Raw genomic sequence first — 15440 nt, forward strand, 5'->3', positions numbered from 1 at the left:
CGGATGCGCTACGTATGGGCACTTTTGGGGTTCGTTTGCCTGGGTCTTGCGCTTGTTGGAGTCATTCTACCGCTGTTGCCAACGGTCCCATTTTTGCTTTTGGCCGCGTTTTTCTTCGCTCGCTCTTCCGAACGCATGCACAATTGGCTTTTGTCGCACCCCAAACTTGGCCCTCCCATCGAAGATTGGCAGACGCGCGGCGCAATCAACCCGGCAGCCAAGCGAATTGCCACAATCTCAATTGGTCTGGTGTTTGCAATTTCGCTCATACTTGGGCTGCGCCCATTGGTTTTGGGTATTCAGGCCGTCGTTTTGTCCTGCGTTCTGCTGTTTATCTGGACGCGGCCTAACTGGTAGCGGACAAAATTCGGCAAATCTCGTCCAGCTGATCAAGCGATGCGTACTTAACCACCACCTGACCAGATTCTCCGCCGACTTGATGATCGATTGACACCTTCATTCCAAGATTGGCGGAAAGATCCCCTTCCAGCGCGACAGTATCCGCATCCTTGGCGGGTTTAACCGCAACCTTCTTTGGCTTTCCATCCGGTTTTGAAACAGCCTTCGCCAAAGCTTCAGTCTGGCGAACGGAAAGCCCTGATTTCACGACCTTTTTCGCCAACTCACTTGGGTTGTCTAAAGTAATCAACGCACGTGCATGCCCTGCGGTCAGGTCACCGCACTTTAGCATGGACAACACATCTTCGGGCAATGACAACAAACGCATAAGGTTGGCAATGTGGCTTCTGCTTTTGCCAAGTGCTTCGGAAAGCCTTTCTTGGGTATGCCCAAATTTATCCATCAATGAACGATAGCCGGCCGCCTCTTCCACCGGGTTGAGATCAGCCCGCTGAATGTTTTCGATAATGGCGATTTCCAGAACTTCTGTGTCATTGTATTCGCGCACAACGACCGGCAGTTCATGCAATTGCGCCATTTGCGATGCACGCCAGCGCCGTTCACCTGCAACGATCTCATATTTTCCGCCGTCGACTTCGCGCACGATAAGCGGTTGAATCACGCCTTTTTCGCGTATCGACGCCGCCAACTCTTCCAGCTGATCTTGTGTAAAATCACGCCGGGGCTGGTCTGGATTTGGAACAACCTGCTCGATCGGCACCATAAGATCGGCCCGTCGAGTTGCCTCGTGTGAGGATTGTGCCTGATCTTCGGTAACATCTGCCATCAATGCCGAAAGGCCACGCCCCAATCCGCGAGATTTGGTTTTCTTTGCTGCCATAGTGTGGGTCTCCCCTTAAGCGGTTGTACTGATACGTTTATTCAGAATTTCGCGCGCCAAGTCGCGATAAGCTTCGGCACCTTTGGATGTCGGATCGTAATCCAACACAGGTTGAGCAAATGACGGCGCTTCGGACACCCGCACATTGCGCGGAATTTTTGTCTCAAACACCAGCTCACCCAAATTGTCGCGCGCGTCCTGTTCAACCTGTTGGGAAAGGTTGTTGCGGGCATCAAACATCGTCAGCACAACGCCCTCGATACGCAAATTGCGGTTTGCGGTCTGGCGAACCTCGCGCACAGTCAGCATCAGTTGAGACAACCCTTCCAGAGCAAAAAACTCACTTTGCAAAGGAATCAGGACCGAATGCGAAGCAATCATTGCGTTCACCGTCAACAAGTTCAAAGACGGAGGGCAATCAATCAAAACAAAGTCCCAGTGATACTCATCCATTGCTGGCTGACGAAGGGCATCATGCAAAAGAAAACTGCGCTTTTCGTTTGAAATCAGCTCGATATCGGCCGAGCTCAGGTCCACAGTCGCTGGAATTATGGCCATTCCTTCGGTCGCCGTCAGATGGACCACATCCTTTAGATCCGCATCATCCAACAACAAGTCATAGGTCGTATATTCACGGTCTGCGGTGTCAATCCCAAGTCCGGTCGATGCATTGCCTTGAGGATCAAGGTCAACCACAAGAACGCGACTACCCTGCTCGACCAAGGCGGCCGCCAGGTTAATAGCGGTGGTCGTTTTTCCGACGCCGCCTTTTTGGTTGGCCACTGCGATAATTTTAGGGCCCTTAGGGCGAGTGGGATCAGACACGCCTGATATCCTTAACCTTGAGAATGACAGAACTGGGCTCAGTCCTACTTGTAATCACGTCGAAATCGAAAGACCACGATTCCTGTGCGTTCTGAACTTCTTTTTGCCAAGAGGCGCCTTTTTGAAACAACGCCGTCCCATTCGGGGCCAAGTGACGTTCAGCAAATGAGAACAAGGCAGACAGATCCGCCAGGGCCCGCGCAGAAAGAATATCTGCAGCTTGGGGGTCGGCCTGCTCAATGCGCTTGGTAAGAATGGTTCCTTGAACCCCGGTTTCCCGCAACACCGTGCGTAGAAACGCACATTTTCGCTGATCGCTCTCGATTAGAGTAACCCTCACCGGTGAGTGACTCTCGGACGACATAAGCGCAACCACCAACCCAGGAAAGCCGCCACCGCTTCCGATGTCGACCCAATGCCCGACTGGATGCTCTGCCATATGATAGATCTGCGCTGAATCAAGAATATGGCGGGTCCATAAGGTATCTAAAGTGGATTTTGACACGAGATTTATTCGCGGATTCCACTTCAAAAGTAGATCAGCGAGGATTTTCAGGCGGTCAGATGTTTCACGTGAAACATTCAACTGCTCAAGAACACGGTCCGCTTGGTCGCTCACGCCGATTTCTCCCGTTGCGCCTTGCGCAATTTCGCCAAAAGAAGCGTCAAAGCCGCTGGCGTCATTCCATCTATTCGACCTGCTTGAGCCAGGTTATCTGGACGGGCCTGGCTGAGTTTGAACTTGAGTTCATTCGACAAGCCCTCAATCATGGAATAGTCGAAGTCATTGGGAATACGCTGGTTTTCATCACGACGCATGGCCTGAACATCGCGCATTTGCCGTTCGATATAGGTCGCGTACAAAGCATCTCTCTCAAGCTGTTCGCGAATTTCTCCGTCAACATCAGACAGGCTTTCGTCCAAAGAAAGCAAGTCATCAAACCCCACGTCAGGATAAGACAAAACCTGAAACGCCGTGCGCCGATTGCCATCCTGGTTGACGGAAATGCCAGCCGCCCTTAGCTGTTTGGGCGTAAATTCTTCCTTCTCTAAGATTGATTTGGCGGATGTTAGTCTTTCCATCTTTTCAGAAAACACGCGATTTCGACCGTCACCAACCAACCCGAGCTCAATGCCGGTCTGGGTGAGTCGCTGATCCGCATTGTCGGCCCGGAGCGACAGACGGAATTCGGCGCGGGATGTAAACATCCGATAGGGTTCTGTCACGCCTCGGGTGATAAGGTCATCAACCATAACGCCAATATAGCTGTCTGAACGGCTAAAATAGTGAGGATCCCGCCCCTGCGATGCCAAAGCCGCGTTTAAGCCCGCAACCAAACCCTGCGCTGCTGCCTCTTCATAGCCGGTGGTGCCATTGATTTGGCCGGCCAAATACAGGCCTGGTACCGTCTTAACTGCCAATGTCGCATCCAAAGACCGGGGATCGACATAGTCATATTCAATCGCGTAACCGGGCTGCAGTATCTCACAGTTTTCAAGCCCATAGATCGAATGAACGTACTCTTCCTGCACATTTACAGGCAAAGACGTCGAGATTCCGTTCGGGTACACCGTGTTATCATCCAGACTTTCCGGCTCAAGAAAGACCTGATGCGAGGACTTGTCAGCGAACCGAACAATTTTATCCTCAATCGAGGGGCAGTAGCGGGGACCAACCCCATCGATGTGACCACCATACATCGCTGATTTTTCGAGGTTTTCGCGGATAATATCGTGGGTTTTCTCATTCGTGTGGGTAATGCCGCAGGAGATCTGACGCGCAAAAGGCGCCTTGTTCAAAAACGAAAACATTGCCGGGTCTTCGTCTCCGGGCTGAGAATCCAGCACCTCCCAATTGATGGTTTTCCCGTTTAGACGCGGGGGCGTTCCGGTTTTCAGCCGCCCCAATGGCAACGCGAAGCTGTCGATTCGCTCAGCCAGCTTAACGGAAGGATCGTCGCCCATCCGCCCACCGGGGCGCGATACATCACCAATGTGAATAACGCCGCGCAGGAACGTTCCTGTTGTCAAAACAACGGACTGAGCCGAAATCTCGGACCCATCCGCCAGAATGACGCCGCGCACGGCGCCGCTTTGTATCAGAAAATCTGTTGCCTCGCCTTCAACAATCGTGAGGTTTGGCGTCGCTTCAATCTCAGCCAACATAGAGTCGCGATAGATTTTCCGATCTGCCTGGGCACGCGGACCCTGAACAGCGGGCCCTTTTCGACGATTTAACAGTCGAAACTGAATGCCCGCCTGATCCGCAACACGACCCATAAGGCCGTCCAGCGCATCGATCTCGCGCACCAGATGGCCTTTGCCCAAGCCGCCAATCGCCGGATTGCAAGACATGACACCAATACCGGATTTCTTCAACGTCACCAAAGCAGTGCGTACACCCATACGAGAGGCCGCATGCGCCGCATCTGCGCCGGCATGTCCTCCTCCAACAACGATGACATCAAAATGTTTCACGTGAAACACTCCCTACTTACCGATGCAAAAGCTCGAAAAGATTTCGTCGAGCAGGTTCTCGACATCTACGCGACCAACAATCGAATCCAAAGCCCGAATTGCGCTGCGCAGTTCTTCTGCGGCTATCTCATAATGATCCGGGCCCAAATCGAGAACCGCGCTGGCAGCGCTTAGGTTATCATTTGCCCGACCCATGGCTGTGCGGTGACGTTCGCGTGTGGCTATTCCGGAACGCGCGGCGCGGTCCGATAGAGTTGTGGTGATCTCTTTGACCAAATCAGACACCCCCTGCCCGGACACACCGGACACCGCATCTGTTGCATCACTTAACACGTCCGCCTTGGCGGTCCGAACGATGTCACCTGGGAGCGGTTGAAAATCCGGATGCTGGTTCTGCTCAATCAAAAAGACCCGAAGGTCAGCGGCTTTAGCACGTTCTCTGGCGCGCTCAATTCCAATGCCTTCTACATGATCCGTTGTCTCGCGCAGACCCGCAGTATCCAAGAGAGTTACGGGCAAACCATTCAAATCCATGCGGACTTCAATGACATCGCGGGTTGTGCCCGCGTACTCCGATGTAATTGCCGCCTCACGACCAGCTAACATATTGAGAAGAGTAGATTTTCCAACGTTTGGGGCACCCAAAATGGCAACTTCAAACCCAGTACGGATACGCTCAGCTGCCTCTACACCGGAAATCTCAGTTGCAAGCTCTGAACGCACATTGCCAAGCAAGCCCAGAACTTCTGGTGACACATCGACAGGGACTTCTTCATCCGCAAAATCGATTGTGGCTTCCAACAGAGCCGCTGCGCGGATCAAGTTTGAGCGCCAACCCCCTGCAAGGTCACCAAGATCACCAGAAAGCACGCGCAGGGCCTGACGGCGCTGTGCTTCGGTCTCAGCCTCAATCAGATCCGCCAGCCCCTCGACCTGCGCCAGATCAAGACAGCCGTTTTCCAACGCGCGACGTGTGAACTCTCCGGGCTCGGCCAATCGCAGGCCGTCCATCTCAGACAGTTCCCGCAACACTGCGTTGACCACGGCCACCGAGCCATGCAAATGCAGCTCGAGAACTTCTTCTCCGGTGAAGCTGTTTTTTTCTGGGAAAAACAGCACCAGCGCCTGATCCAAGCGACGTCCGGCGGCGTCCTTCAATATCCGGAGACTGGCCATGCGGGGATGCGGCAGTTTACCAAATAGTGCGCTGCCTGCATGCCCAGCCAAAGACCCGGACACACGAACGACAGCGACCCCCGCTTTACCGGGGGCCGTTGCTAGAGCGAAGATTGTGTCAGGCACATAGACCATGGCACCACCTTTAGGTGTTCATAGAATCGAAGAACTCAGAGTTCGATTTGGTTTGCTTCAACTTGGAAATCAGGAACTCGACAGCATCCGTCGTCCCCATCGGGTTCAGAATACGACGCAGCACAAATGTTTTCGCCAGATCGATTTTGTCGACCAACAGCTCTTCTTTCCGGGTGCCGGACTTCAGAATATCGATGGCAGGGAAGACACGTTTGTCAGCGATCTTGCGATCCAGAACAATCTCTGAGTTACCGGTGCCTTTGAATTCTTCAAAGATCACCTCGTCCATGCGGCTGCCCGTATCGATCAGCGCAGTCGATATGATGGTCAGCGACCCACCCTCTTCGATGTTCCGCGCGGCACCAAAGAAACGCTTAGGGCGCTGCAGGGCGTTTGCATCCACACCACCAGTCAAAACCTTACCCGAGGATGGGACCACGGTGTTAAAAGCTCTACCAAGTCTTGTGATCGAATCCAGAAGGATCACAACATCTCGTTTATGTTCGACCAATCTCTTGGCCTTTTCGATCACCATTTCAGCCACGGCTACGTGACGGGTTGCAGGTTCGTCAAAAGTAGACGACACAACTTCGCCCTTCACCGAGCGCTGCATATCCGTCACCTCTTCGGGGCGTTCATCGATCAGCAGGACGATCAGATAACACTCTGGGTGGTTGGCTTCGATGCTGTGTGCGATGTTCTGCAACAGAACGGTTTTACCGGTCCGCGGCGGCGCCACGATCAGCGAGCGCTGACCCTTACCAATCGGAGCCACCAAATCGATAATCCGGGCCGAGCGATCCTTGATAGTGGGATCTTCGATTTCCATGTTCAAACGCTCATCCGGATAAAGCGGCGTGAGGTTATCAAAAGCAATCTTATGCTTGGCGCGTTCGGGCGCTTCAAAGTTGATCTGAGTAACGTTCGTCAGAGCGAAATAGCGTTCGGCCTCTTCCGGCGCCTTGATCGCACCACTCACCGTATCTCCGGTACGCAGGCTATATTGACGGATCATGTCAGGGCTGACGTAGATGTCATCTGGGCCCGGCAGATAGTTTGCTTCGGGTGAGCGCAAAAAGGCAAAACCGTCCTGAAGCACCTCAAGCACACCTTCGCCGGAAATCTCCCATCCGTCATCTGCACGTTCGCGCAAAATCTGGAACATGATTTCGCCCTTACGCATAGTCGAGGCGTTTTCAATCTCAAGCTCTTCAGCCACCGCCAACAGGTCTTTGGGGCTTGTGGCTTTCAACTCGGAAAGAGATAGTTTTTCGACGTTTGTTTCAACGACTACATCATCGGTCATAGGGTACATCCCAAGTGCAGCTTCTTCGAAGCTACGAATTGCATTTCAAATATGGAAAACACGCGACCCGGACGGGCCTGTTGCGGGATTACTTAAGGTGTCAGGCGAAAAGAGTCAAACTCTCAGAATTTAACAACCACAGACAAGACGATCACAATCATCAGAATGGTCGGTATTTCGTTCATCAATCGGTACGACCGACCTGGCAGCTTGTTTTCACCCCGCGCAAAGCGTTTGCGCATTATCATCAGCCAGTGATCAAAGATCGTCATAGCGATGATGCAGAAGCCTTTGGTGTAGGGCCAGATCAAAGACCAGTCGACAACACCGGGAGTGAACACCAAACAAAGCCCTGCGCCCCATGCCACCACGCTGGCCGGGGACATGATATATCGCTGCAGCTTGAATTCCATGATCTTAAGGGTTTCATCCAGCTGATCCCCTTTATCCGCTCTCTCGGCATGATAGACGAACAGTCTGGGTAAATAGAACAATCCTGCCATCCAGGAAAGCACGGCCATGATATGAACCGAAAGGACATACGGATAAATGTCAGCAAGAAAATAGGTCATCGTTATATCCAAGCGCGTCTTTTCTCTTCTCTAAATAAATAAAGAAGAAAGAAAAAGGATGATGTTTTTGTAGGGAGGTCAAAACATGTGGATTAATGGCTTTTCACAAGGGTTTTGCACAGGGGGATATTCGTTTTCAACACTATGACTGTTTTGTGGATGATTATTGATATCTGTTAAATATCAACGGTGTAAGGGTGAACAATGTGAGGAGTGCTTGGGGATATCAGAGGGTAAAAAATGTATGGAGAAGCCCACTAACAGGGCGATAGTTATCCTCATCCAGAAAGGATAAAACGCGTGGAACATCGTGAAACATGTGGGTTTTCCCCGGCTTGCAATGCGGCGTCGAATTTCCCAGAAAGGGACCTCAGGATACACGCATAGAAATCCACGAACTTATCCACATGTCGAACAAGATCATTTTGGCCTCAGGCTCGGAAATCCGGGCAACTCTCTTGCGAAATGCAGGTTTGGAGTTCGACATAGCGGTCGCGCGTGTCGACGAAGATATGTTACGCCGTGCGCTTGAGGCTGAAGGCGCGCCGCCCCGCGATGTGGCGGATGCGCTGGCCGAGGCCAAGGCCGGTAAGGTTGCAATGAAAAACCCGGACAGGTTGGTGATTGGTTGCGATCAGGTGCTGGAGTTCGAGGGGCGGGTTTTTTCCAAGCCAACTGATATTGATGAAGCACGTCGCCAGCTGATGTCTTTGCGTGGCAACCGCCATCAGTTGTTGTCTGCGTTGGTTGTGTTTCATGAAAACCAACCTGTTTGGCGGCATGTGGGTGTTGTCCGATTGCAGATGCGGGACTTTTCGAACGCCTATCTGGACGAATACCTTGATCGCAACTGGGATAGCATTCGCTGGTCTGTCGGTGGTTATAAGCTTGAAGAAGAGGGTGTGCGGTTGTTTCACCGTGTAGACGGCGACTATTTCAATGTGCTTGGATTACCGTTGATTGAATTGCTGAATTACCTCACGACCCGAGGAGACCTAAAAACATGACTTTACCGCGCATTCCCCTTGCTGGTGTAATTGGCCACCCCATCGCGCACTCCAAATCGCCACAGGTGCATGGGCATTGGCTGAAAACCTATGGATTGCCGGGTCACTACATCCCGATGGACGTCAGTAGTGAAGATCTTGAGCAGGTTCTTCGGGCCCTGCCAAAAATGGGATTTGTCGGGGCGAACGTCACGATCCCGCATAAAGAACGGGTTTTGGACCTTGTCGATCAGGTGACCGACCGGGCAACGTTGATTGGCGCGGTGAATACGTTGATCTTTCGCGATGACGGAACTGCTATTGGTGACAATACCGATGGCTATGGTTTCATTGAAAACCTGCGTCAGGGCGCACCAGATTGGCAACCTGCAGCGGGCCCGGCTGTGGTTTTGGGTGCTGGGGGTGCTGCTCGGGCGATTGTCGCCTCCCTTTTGGATGCGGGCGTACCTGAAATTCTGATCTCAAACCGCACTCGGGTACGGGCCGAGCAGCTCCGCGAAGATTTTGGCACCCGGTTGACGGTTGTCGAATGGGTTCAGGCGGGAAATATCCTTGAAGATGGCGCAACCGTGGTCAACACGACGTCTTTGGGCATGGCGGGTAAGTCAGAGTTGCGGGTGCCGTTGGATGGGTTGAACAAAAACGCAGTTGTGACGGATTTGGTTTATAATCCTTTGAAAACCAACTTCCTGGCAGAAGCAGAGACCCAAGGCTGCACAACGGTTGATGGGCTTGGCATGTTGCTGCATCAGGCGGTTCCGGGGTTTGAGCGGTGGTTTGGCACGCGTCCGGAAGTGGATGATGCGACCAGACAGGCGGCGTTGGCATGACTTTTTGCCTTGGGTTGACCGGTTCAATTGGAATGGGCAAATCAACCACAGCCCGGTTGTTCGCCGAGGCTGGATGCGCGGTGTGGGATGCGGATGCCGCCGTTCATCGCATGTATTCTGCCGGGGGCGCGGCGGTTCAGCCCATCCAAGAGGCTTTGCCACAGGCAATTGTTGATGAGGCGGTCTCGCGAGATCGGTTGAAAGAGATGATTGGGCAGGATGCGACGGTGCTGAAAGCGCTGGAGCAGATTGTACATCCTTTGGTGGCCCAGGACCGCGCCCAATTTCTTGAGACGGCCAAGGCGGATATCGTGGTTTTTGACATTCCTTTGCTGTTTGAAGGCGGCGGAGACGCGATGATGGATGCGGTGATATGTGTCTCTGTTCCGGCCGAACTTCAAAAATCCCGCGTGATGGAGCGTGGTACCATGACCGAAGAACAATTCGAGCAAATTCGAGCTAAACAGATGCCCAATGACGAAAAATGCGCGCGGTCCGATTTCGTCGTGACCACGGATACGCTTGACCACGCGCGTGCTCAGGTGGACAAGATTGTTAAAACGATCAGGAGGCAACTGGCCAATGCGTGAAATCGTGCTTGATACCGAAACAACTGGGTTTGATCCGTTCACCGGCGACCGCATTGTCGAGATCGGCGCGATTGAGCTGCACAATCACATGCCAACCGGGCGCACCTATCATCAGTACATCAACCCGGAACGTTCCATGCCGCAGGGCGCCTTTGAGGTGCACGGGATTGGCCCCGATATTCTGGAGCCGCCACAGGAAACCGGACCGGGAGCGGTCACGTTGCGCGACAAGCCACTGTTCAAGGAAATTGGTCAGGCGTTTGTGGATTTTGTTGGTGACGCCAAACTGGTGATCCACAATGCGTCATTCGACATGAAGTTCCTGAATGCCGAGCTGAAATGGATTGGCTTGGCGCAGCTCCCGTGGGAACAGGCGATTGATACGCTGGCGATCGCCCGCACGAAATTTCCCGGCTCGCCCGCCTCTTTGGACGCGCTGTGTCGCCGCTTTGGTATTGATAACTCGAACCGGACGTTACACGGCGCCCTGCTCGACTCGGAAATCCTGGCCGAGGTTTATCTGGAGCTTATTGGTGGACGTCAGCCGGACTTTGCCTTGTCTGCGAATGCATCTGTGGGCGGCGTTGGCCAAGAACAGGATGACTGGCGACCCCAGGCCCGGCCAAATCCGCTTCCATCCCGGCTGACGGAAGAAGAGAAAAAGGCCCACGAGGCGTTCGTTGCCGAAATGGGCGACGATGCCTTGTGGGCCAAATCTTAGACGTACCCTGAAAAATCAGAGAGACGTATTATGCAGTGCCTTGGGGTTGTTCGGCAGCCTGACGGCGCGCGATTTCCTGACGGTAGAGCTGCATAAAGTCGATGTTTTCCAGGTTCAGTGGCGGGAAGCCACCATCGCGGGTCACGTCAGAGACGATGCGACGCAGGAACGGAAACAACAGACGTGGGCATTCGATCAGCAGGAAGGGGTGCATTTGATCTTCCGGAACACCTTCGATGTGGAAAACGCCAGTGTATTCCAGCTCAAGAATAAACATCTCGTCGCCGCTTTCCTTGGCTTTCGATGTGATGTTCAGCTTGGTGGTGACTTCGAACTGGTGTTCAACGTCACGCGGCTGAGCGTCAAGGTTCACCTGAACCTGTACGTCTGGCTGAACTTCGCCTTGCGCGCGCTTTTGCGCCAAAATGTTTTCAAACGACATATCGCGAATGAATTGGGCCAGCACGTTCATGCGGATCTGAGGGGCCTGAGTGGCTCCGTTGTCGTTTTCCGACATTTGGGTTTCTCCTGAAAATTCAAAAAATCCCGGTTGCTTTAGCAGCTAGAGCGCAAAGCCTCAATGCTTAGTCCAACCAGAGGATGAGTGTGTAGGTTTTTTGTTCGGGTCAACTTCGGTAAATTCGCCATCAATCACGTCCGGCCCACCGTTAGGATGGTTTGGAGGCTGTGAAGGGTGGCCATGCATAGAGCCCATCGAAAAGCTTTGAACCCTGATCCGGGACCGTGCGTATTTGAATACGGCCACCCGGATTGGCGGCATCAAAAGTGCAAACCCGACGGCATCGGTGAAAAAGCCCGGCGTCAGCAGCAATGCGCCAGCAATCAGGATCATGGCACCATGCGCCAAAGGCTCGGTCGGATCATCCAGTTCGGAAAATGAGCGCTGCAGGTTTCCCATGGCAAGGGCACCCTGGTTGCGAACAAGATACGTGCCGATCATCGCCGTGATAATCACTACGGCAAGGGTCGGCCAAAGGCCAATTGCACCGCCAACTTGGATGAACAATGCGATTTCAATCAGTGGAACGCTCACAAAGGCCAGAAACAGCCACATTTTTTCCATTCTCCTAAGGTTACTTGGCCCGGTGGACTTGACCCGGTTCGTGACTTACATAAGTGCGGTATATCACCGTTTCCATGCCCGAAAGGGGTTCAAATGAGTTCTTCGCCTATCATACAGCTTTTGGTTCTGGCCGGAATTGCCGTTTTTCTGATCCTGCGCCTTAAGAATGTACTTGGCACTCGCGATGGTTTTGAGCCTCCGCGTGAAGCGCAGCAACAACCAATAAGCCGCAGCGGCCCTGATCTTTCTGTTATCGAAGGCGGACCAGACGCAGATATCGTTGATCACGTGCCTGCCGACAGCGATGCTGCCAAAGCGCTGGGTGCAATGAAAGCTGCCGAGCCAAGTTTCAATGTTTCCGAATTCCTTCAGGGTGCCCGTGGGGCCTATGAAATGATTCTAATGGGATTTGAAAAAGGCGATCTGGCCAGTATTTTGCCTTTCCTGTCCGAAGAGGTTTACGAAGCCTTTTCGCAAGTGGTGGATTCACGCGAACAACAAGGCCTCACGGTTGAGAGTGAATTTGTGGGTGTGCGTGAAATGGCTCTGCATGATGCTCAGTTTGATGCAAATTCAGGCGAGGGCGAAGTATCGGTTCGGTTTGTTGGCGAGCTGACCCATGTCGTGCGCGACCGCGCCGGAGATATTGTTGAAGGCGACGAGCGCCACGTGAAAAAGCAAAAGGACATCTGGACCTTTGCGCGCGTGATGGGAAACAACGATCCCAACTGGCAACTTGTCGCGACGGGCGAATGATCCGCTGGTTTCGGGCTACGATATTTGCGGGGCTGGTCATGGCTGGCTCTGACGCGATGTCCGAAACCACCTATTCCATTCTGGATTTCAATGATCTTGATGGTTGGGCCGAAGACAACCACGTTGAAGCACTCGAGGTGTTTCGCAACACCTGTATGGATTTTGACGCGCCTGACTGGAAGTCGCTTTGCGCGGCCGCGAATGAGTTCACCGATGCCCGCAAATTCTTTGAGTTACTATTTCGTCCGGTTTTGATCGAGGACGGCGCCAATCCGCTGTTCACCGGATATTTTGAGCCAGAACTGGACGGCGCGCTGCGTCAGACTTCCCGTTATCGGTATCCGGTGTACCTGACCCCGCCAGAAGTGAAACGCCAAAGCCAATGGTTGTCCCGACGCGCCATTGAAACCAGTGGTGTGATGGATGGCAGAGGGTTGGAAATAGCCTGGGTTGACGACTCGGTTGAGCTGTTTTTTCTGCAAATTCAGGGATCAGGCCGTATTCGCCTGCCAGACGGAAGTTCATTGCGGGTGGGTTATGGTGGGTCAAACGGCCATCCCTATCGCTCAATTGGTGTCGAGCTGGTCCGGCGAGGGGTATATTCGTCGCATCAGGTGAGTGCTGAAGTTATCAAAAACTGGGTTCGGCGAAATCCGGTCGATGGGGCCGAGTTGTTACGCCACAATGATTCCTATGTGTTCTTCAGGAAAGTGAACCGTGTTCCTTCGGATCGGGGGCCATTGGGCGCAATGAACCGTTCTGTCACAGATATGCGCAGTGTCGCGGTTGATCCGAAATTCACGCCTTTGGGTGCGCCGGTTTGGCTTGAGAAAGATGGTAAAAATCCTTTGCGGCGGCTGATGGTGGCGCAGGACACCGGATCAGCGATCAAAGGCGCGCAACGCGCCGACATCTTTTTCGGAACTGGCGACGAAGCTGGTCGCGCAGCGGGCCAACTCAAAGATAGTGGCCGCATGGTTGTGCTGCTCCCGATTCAACGCGCTTTTGCCATGCTACCCGAGGCCGTGTTGTGACCAGACGCCGATTGACGCCCGAAGAGGTTGAGCTGTGGCGCAAGGTGACGGAAACCGCACACAGATTTCATCCAGAGCAGGCCCGCCACGAAGCCCCAAAACCAAAGCCTAAGCCGGTTAAGGTGGCCAGGGCCCGCGTTGCAGAGTTCGAAGTGGGCGCCAAAGCCAAATCTGGCCCGCAGAAACACAATCTGTTACCCGGCATTTCCGAAAGGATCGCAAGACAGCCGATCCAGATGGATAAAAAGATGTTTGGCAAACTGAAGCGCGGCAAGATGCTGCCAGATGCCAAAATTGACTTGCACGGTATGACCCTGGATCGGGCCCACCCCGCTTTGACCGGGTTTGTTTTGCGATCTCATGCCGAGGGTAGGCGTCTGGTTCTTGTCATTACCGGCAAGGGAAAAACCAGATCAGACGATGGGCCGATGCCAGTGCGTCGGGGTATTCTGAAACATCAGGTGCCGCAATGGCTTTCGATGCCACCATTGTCGACTGTGGTTTTGCAGGTCGCCGAAGCACATCTCAAGCACGGCGGATCTGGTGCTTATTACGTATATCTGCGCCGCCACTAGCGCTGCTCGGCGGGGTCTTCATCAGGGGCCAGATTGAAGACAACGGCCTGATTGGCGTGAAGCGTCGAATCTGACAGCTTATCAAGCACACTTCGCGACCGCCCTTCTGTAAAACCCTCATGTTGCCTGGCGCCTGTCATCAGCGCGATGAGTGCAGGCGACTCGGCAAACACAAAATGCGTGTTTTTGGAATCTTCGCTGAACTCGCTCACATCGACGAACTGTATGGGATAATCTGATAATTCATCCTGACTGTTACCCAAGCCAAGGCGGTTTGTGCCCGCGTTCAGCGTTGAAGAAAAGCGTAGGGCTTTGTCATTTTGCGATGTGAAAACGACAAATTGATTGGGTAGCTCTTCAATCCGATCCAGTTGTTCGTGGAACAAATCGACGGCAATATCAGGTGACACGAGCAAAACAGTTTCGATGTTTCGGTTGGTCCAGCCCGGATGAGTCAATTCAATCTGGCGTAACGCCTCCATCACAAGCAGGCCACCCATTGAGTGGCCCATAACCAAGATATTGCGCGCGCCGGCCTGGGTTAGAAGATAGAGGGTCTTCTCCATCGAGTCGCGGGCAAACAGAACGCTTTCTCGGTCATAAGTATAACCGGCGGGATGGGCCGCGCTGGGCCACGCATAGGCGACGCTCACACCGGGGTTTTCAAAGTCTTTGGCAATCTGCGCGGTGCGATACACAGAATCTGAGTACCCATTGTAATAGCCATGCACGAAAAGCGTGACTTCGCGTTCTTTGGATGGTCGGGTTTGCAACTCGGCGCGCAGGGCGCGAATAAACTCTTGATCTGACTTGAATTCAGTCTCGGCAGCAATCGCAAAGTGTTTGTTCAGATTTGGCTTCTTATTGTATTTTGGCGAATCACCAACCTCATGATTGGGCGGAATTCCAACCAATGTCTTATTGTAGCTGGTGATTTGGGATCGCTCCTTGCCATAATACCCTTCAGCATTTCGGCTGCGATCCGTCACGACAAAAACCGAAACGGTCTCGTCCTGAAACTGCGCCTGAGGAATGATCGGCGCAGGCGTGCGGTCGCCGCAGCTGACCAGCACAACGAGAGATAAGATCAAGAAAAACCGCATACCGTACA

The 15440-nt window shown here is 53.2% G+C and carries 18 protein-coding genes; 8 read left to right on the forward strand and 10 right to left on the reverse strand.

What is annotated here, in order from left to right; translation table 11 throughout:
* Window positions 1-3: 3 nt before the first annotated feature.
* Complete coding sequence (locus BUC32_RS12905; protein WP_073253444.1) at window positions 4-357, forward strand: YbaN family protein; 354 nt, start codon at window positions 4-6, stop codon at window positions 355-357.
* Here BUC32_RS12905 and BUC32_RS12910 read toward each other — a convergent pair.
* From BUC32_RS12910 to BUC32_RS12940, 7 genes are all read right to left on the reverse strand, one after another.
* Complete coding sequence (locus BUC32_RS12910; protein ID WP_073253447.1) at window positions 347-1240, reverse strand: ParB/RepB/Spo0J family partition protein; 894 nt, start codon at window positions 1238-1240, stop codon at window positions 347-349. The genes BUC32_RS12905 and BUC32_RS12910 overlap by 11 nt on opposite strands.
* A gap of 15 nt (window positions 1241-1255) precedes the next feature.
* Complete coding sequence (locus tag BUC32_RS12915; RefSeq protein ID WP_073253450.1) at window positions 1256-2065, reverse strand: ParA family protein; 810 nt, start codon at window positions 2063-2065, stop codon at window positions 1256-1258.
* On the reverse strand, window positions 2058-2684 hold the full coding sequence (gene rsmG, locus BUC32_RS12920) for a 16S rRNA (guanine(527)-N(7))-methyltransferase RsmG (RefSeq protein WP_073253452.1): 627 nt from the start codon (window positions 2682-2684) through the stop codon (window positions 2058-2060). The genes BUC32_RS12915 and rsmG overlap by 8 nt, the downstream gene beginning before the upstream one ends.
* Window positions 2681-4543, reverse strand: a complete 1863-nt coding sequence (gene mnmG, locus BUC32_RS12925) for a tRNA uridine-5-carboxymethylaminomethyl(34) synthesis enzyme MnmG (protein WP_073253608.1) — start codon at window positions 4541-4543, stop codon at window positions 2681-2683. Before mnmG ends, rsmG begins: the two co-directional genes overlap by 4 nt.
* 12 nt (window positions 4544-4555) lie before the next feature.
* Complete coding sequence (mnmE, locus tag BUC32_RS12930; RefSeq protein ID WP_073253455.1) at window positions 4556-5854, reverse strand: tRNA uridine-5-carboxymethylaminomethyl(34) synthesis GTPase MnmE; 1299 nt, start codon at window positions 5852-5854, stop codon at window positions 4556-4558.
* Window positions 5855-5864: 10 nt separating this feature from the next.
* Window positions 5865-7160 (reverse strand): transcription termination factor Rho, encoded by a 1296-nt coding sequence (gene rho / locus BUC32_RS12935; protein ID WP_073253458.1) that lies wholly within the window; start codon window positions 7158-7160, stop codon window positions 5865-5867.
* A 122-nt stretch (window positions 7161-7282) separates the two neighbouring features.
* Window positions 7283-7732, reverse strand: a complete 450-nt coding sequence (locus tag BUC32_RS12940) for a CopD family protein (protein WP_073253461.1) — start codon at window positions 7730-7732, stop codon at window positions 7283-7285.
* Between the two features lie 407 nt (window positions 7733-8139).
* Here BUC32_RS12940 and BUC32_RS12945 point away from each other — a divergent pair, with 407 nt between their 5' ends.
* Genes BUC32_RS12945 through dnaQ form a run of 4 tightly spaced genes read left to right on the forward strand, consistent with a single transcriptional unit; the run spans window position 8140 to window position 10880 of the window.
* A complete protein-coding gene (locus tag BUC32_RS12945; protein WP_073253464.1) occupies window positions 8140-8739 on the forward strand; it encodes a Maf family protein in 600 nt (199 codons plus the stop codon).
* Window positions 8736-9569 (forward strand): shikimate dehydrogenase, encoded by an 834-nt coding sequence (locus BUC32_RS12950; protein ID WP_073253467.1) that lies wholly within the window; start codon window positions 8736-8738, stop codon window positions 9567-9569. The genes BUC32_RS12945 and BUC32_RS12950 overlap by 4 nt, the downstream gene beginning before the upstream one ends.
* Window positions 9566-10159: a dephospho-CoA kinase gene (coaE, locus tag BUC32_RS12955; protein ID WP_073253470.1), complete on the forward strand. Its 594-nt coding sequence runs from the start codon at window positions 9566-9568 to the stop codon at window positions 10157-10159. Before BUC32_RS12950 ends, coaE begins: the two co-directional genes overlap by 4 nt.
* A complete protein-coding gene (gene dnaQ, locus BUC32_RS12960) occupies window positions 10152-10880 on the forward strand; it encodes a DNA polymerase III subunit epsilon (RefSeq protein ID WP_073253473.1) in 729 nt (242 codons plus the stop codon). The genes coaE and dnaQ overlap by 8 nt, the downstream gene beginning before the upstream one ends.
* 28 nt (window positions 10881-10908) lie before the next feature.
* On the opposite strand, the gene secB is transcribed toward dnaQ, so the two are convergent.
* Window positions 10909-11397 (reverse strand): protein-export chaperone SecB, encoded by a 489-nt coding sequence (gene secB, locus BUC32_RS12965; protein WP_073253476.1) that lies wholly within the window; start codon window positions 11395-11397, stop codon window positions 10909-10911.
* Window positions 11398-11457: 60 nt separating this feature from the next.
* The gene (locus tag BUC32_RS12970; RefSeq protein ID WP_073253611.1) at window positions 11458-11955 is read right to left on the reverse strand and encodes an FxsA family protein; all 498 of its coding nucleotides are present in this window, start codon (window positions 11953-11955) and stop codon (window positions 11458-11460) included.
* 102 nt (window positions 11956-12057) lie between these two features.
* Between BUC32_RS12970 and BUC32_RS12975 the strand changes: the two genes are divergently transcribed.
* From BUC32_RS12975 to BUC32_RS12985, 3 genes are read left to right on the forward strand one after another with little or no spacing between them, the layout of a single operon-like run.
* Window positions 12058-12720 (forward strand): Tim44/TimA family putative adaptor protein, encoded by a 663-nt coding sequence (locus BUC32_RS12975; protein ID WP_073253479.1) that lies wholly within the window; start codon window positions 12058-12060, stop codon window positions 12718-12720.
* On the forward strand, window positions 12717-13754 hold the full coding sequence (gene mltA / locus BUC32_RS12980) for a murein transglycosylase A (protein WP_073253482.1): 1038 nt from the start codon (window positions 12717-12719) through the stop codon (window positions 13752-13754). The genes BUC32_RS12975 and mltA overlap by 4 nt, the downstream gene beginning before the upstream one ends.
* Window positions 13751-14329 carry a Smr/MutS family protein gene (locus BUC32_RS12985; RefSeq protein WP_073253484.1) on the forward strand — a complete coding sequence of 193 codons (579 nt, stop codon included), beginning with the start codon at window positions 13751-13753 and terminating at the stop codon, window positions 14327-14329. The genes mltA and BUC32_RS12985 overlap by 4 nt, the downstream gene beginning before the upstream one ends.
* On the opposite strand, the gene BUC32_RS12990 is transcribed toward BUC32_RS12985, so the two are convergent.
* The gene (locus tag BUC32_RS12990) at window positions 14326-15420 is read right to left on the reverse strand and encodes an alpha/beta hydrolase (protein WP_175556937.1); all 1095 of its coding nucleotides are present in this window, start codon (window positions 15418-15420) and stop codon (window positions 14326-14328) included. The genes BUC32_RS12985 and BUC32_RS12990 overlap by 4 nt on opposite strands.
* Between the last annotated feature and the right edge of the window lie 20 nt (window positions 15421-15440).

This window comes from Shimia gijangensis, from assembly GCF_900142085.1.
Classification (GTDB): domain Bacteria; phylum Pseudomonadota; class Alphaproteobacteria; order Rhodobacterales; family Rhodobacteraceae; genus Shimia; species Shimia gijangensis.

Coding starts and splice junctions, on each gene's coding strand:
- BUC32_RS12950 (WP_073253467.1), top strand. CDS start 8,736: ATGACTTTACCGCGCATTCCCCTTGCTGGTGTAATTGGCCACCCCATC.
- dnaQ (WP_073253473.1), top strand. CDS start 10,152: ATGCGTGAAATCGTGCTTGATACCGAAACAACTGGGTTTGATCCGTTC.
- BUC32_RS12975 (WP_073253479.1), top strand. CDS start 12,058: ATGAGTTCTTCGCCTATCATACAGCTTTTGGTTCTGGCCGGAATTGCC.
- secB (WP_073253476.1), bottom strand. CDS start 11,397: ATGTCGGAAAACGACAACGGAGCCACTCAGGCCCCTCAGATCCGCATG.
- BUC32_RS12940 (WP_073253461.1), bottom strand. CDS start 7,732: ATGACCTATTTTCTTGCTGACATTTATCCGTATGTCCTTTCGGTTCAT.
- BUC32_RS12905 (WP_073253444.1), top strand. CDS start 4: ATGCGCTACGTATGGGCACTTTTGGGGTTCGTTTGCCTGGGTCTTGCG.
- coaE (WP_073253470.1), top strand. CDS start 9,566: ATGACTTTTTGCCTTGGGTTGACCGGTTCAATTGGAATGGGCAAATCA.
- mnmE (WP_073253455.1), bottom strand. CDS start 5,854: ATGGTCTATGTGCCTGACACAATCTTCGCTCTAGCAACGGCCCCCGGT.
- mltA (WP_073253482.1), top strand. CDS start 12,717: ATGATCCGCTGGTTTCGGGCTACGATATTTGCGGGGCTGGTCATGGCT.
- rho (WP_073253458.1), bottom strand. CDS start 7,160: ATGACCGATGATGTAGTCGTTGAAACAAACGTCGAAAAACTATCTCTT.
- BUC32_RS12970 (WP_073253611.1), bottom strand. CDS start 11,955: ATGTGGCTGTTTCTGGCCTTTGTGAGCGTTCCACTGATTGAAATCGCA.
- BUC32_RS12945 (WP_073253464.1), top strand. CDS start 8,140: ATGTCGAACAAGATCATTTTGGCCTCAGGCTCGGAAATCCGGGCAACT.
- BUC32_RS12910 (WP_073253447.1), bottom strand. CDS start 1,240: ATGGCAGCAAAGAAAACCAAATCTCGCGGATTGGGGCGTGGCCTTTCG.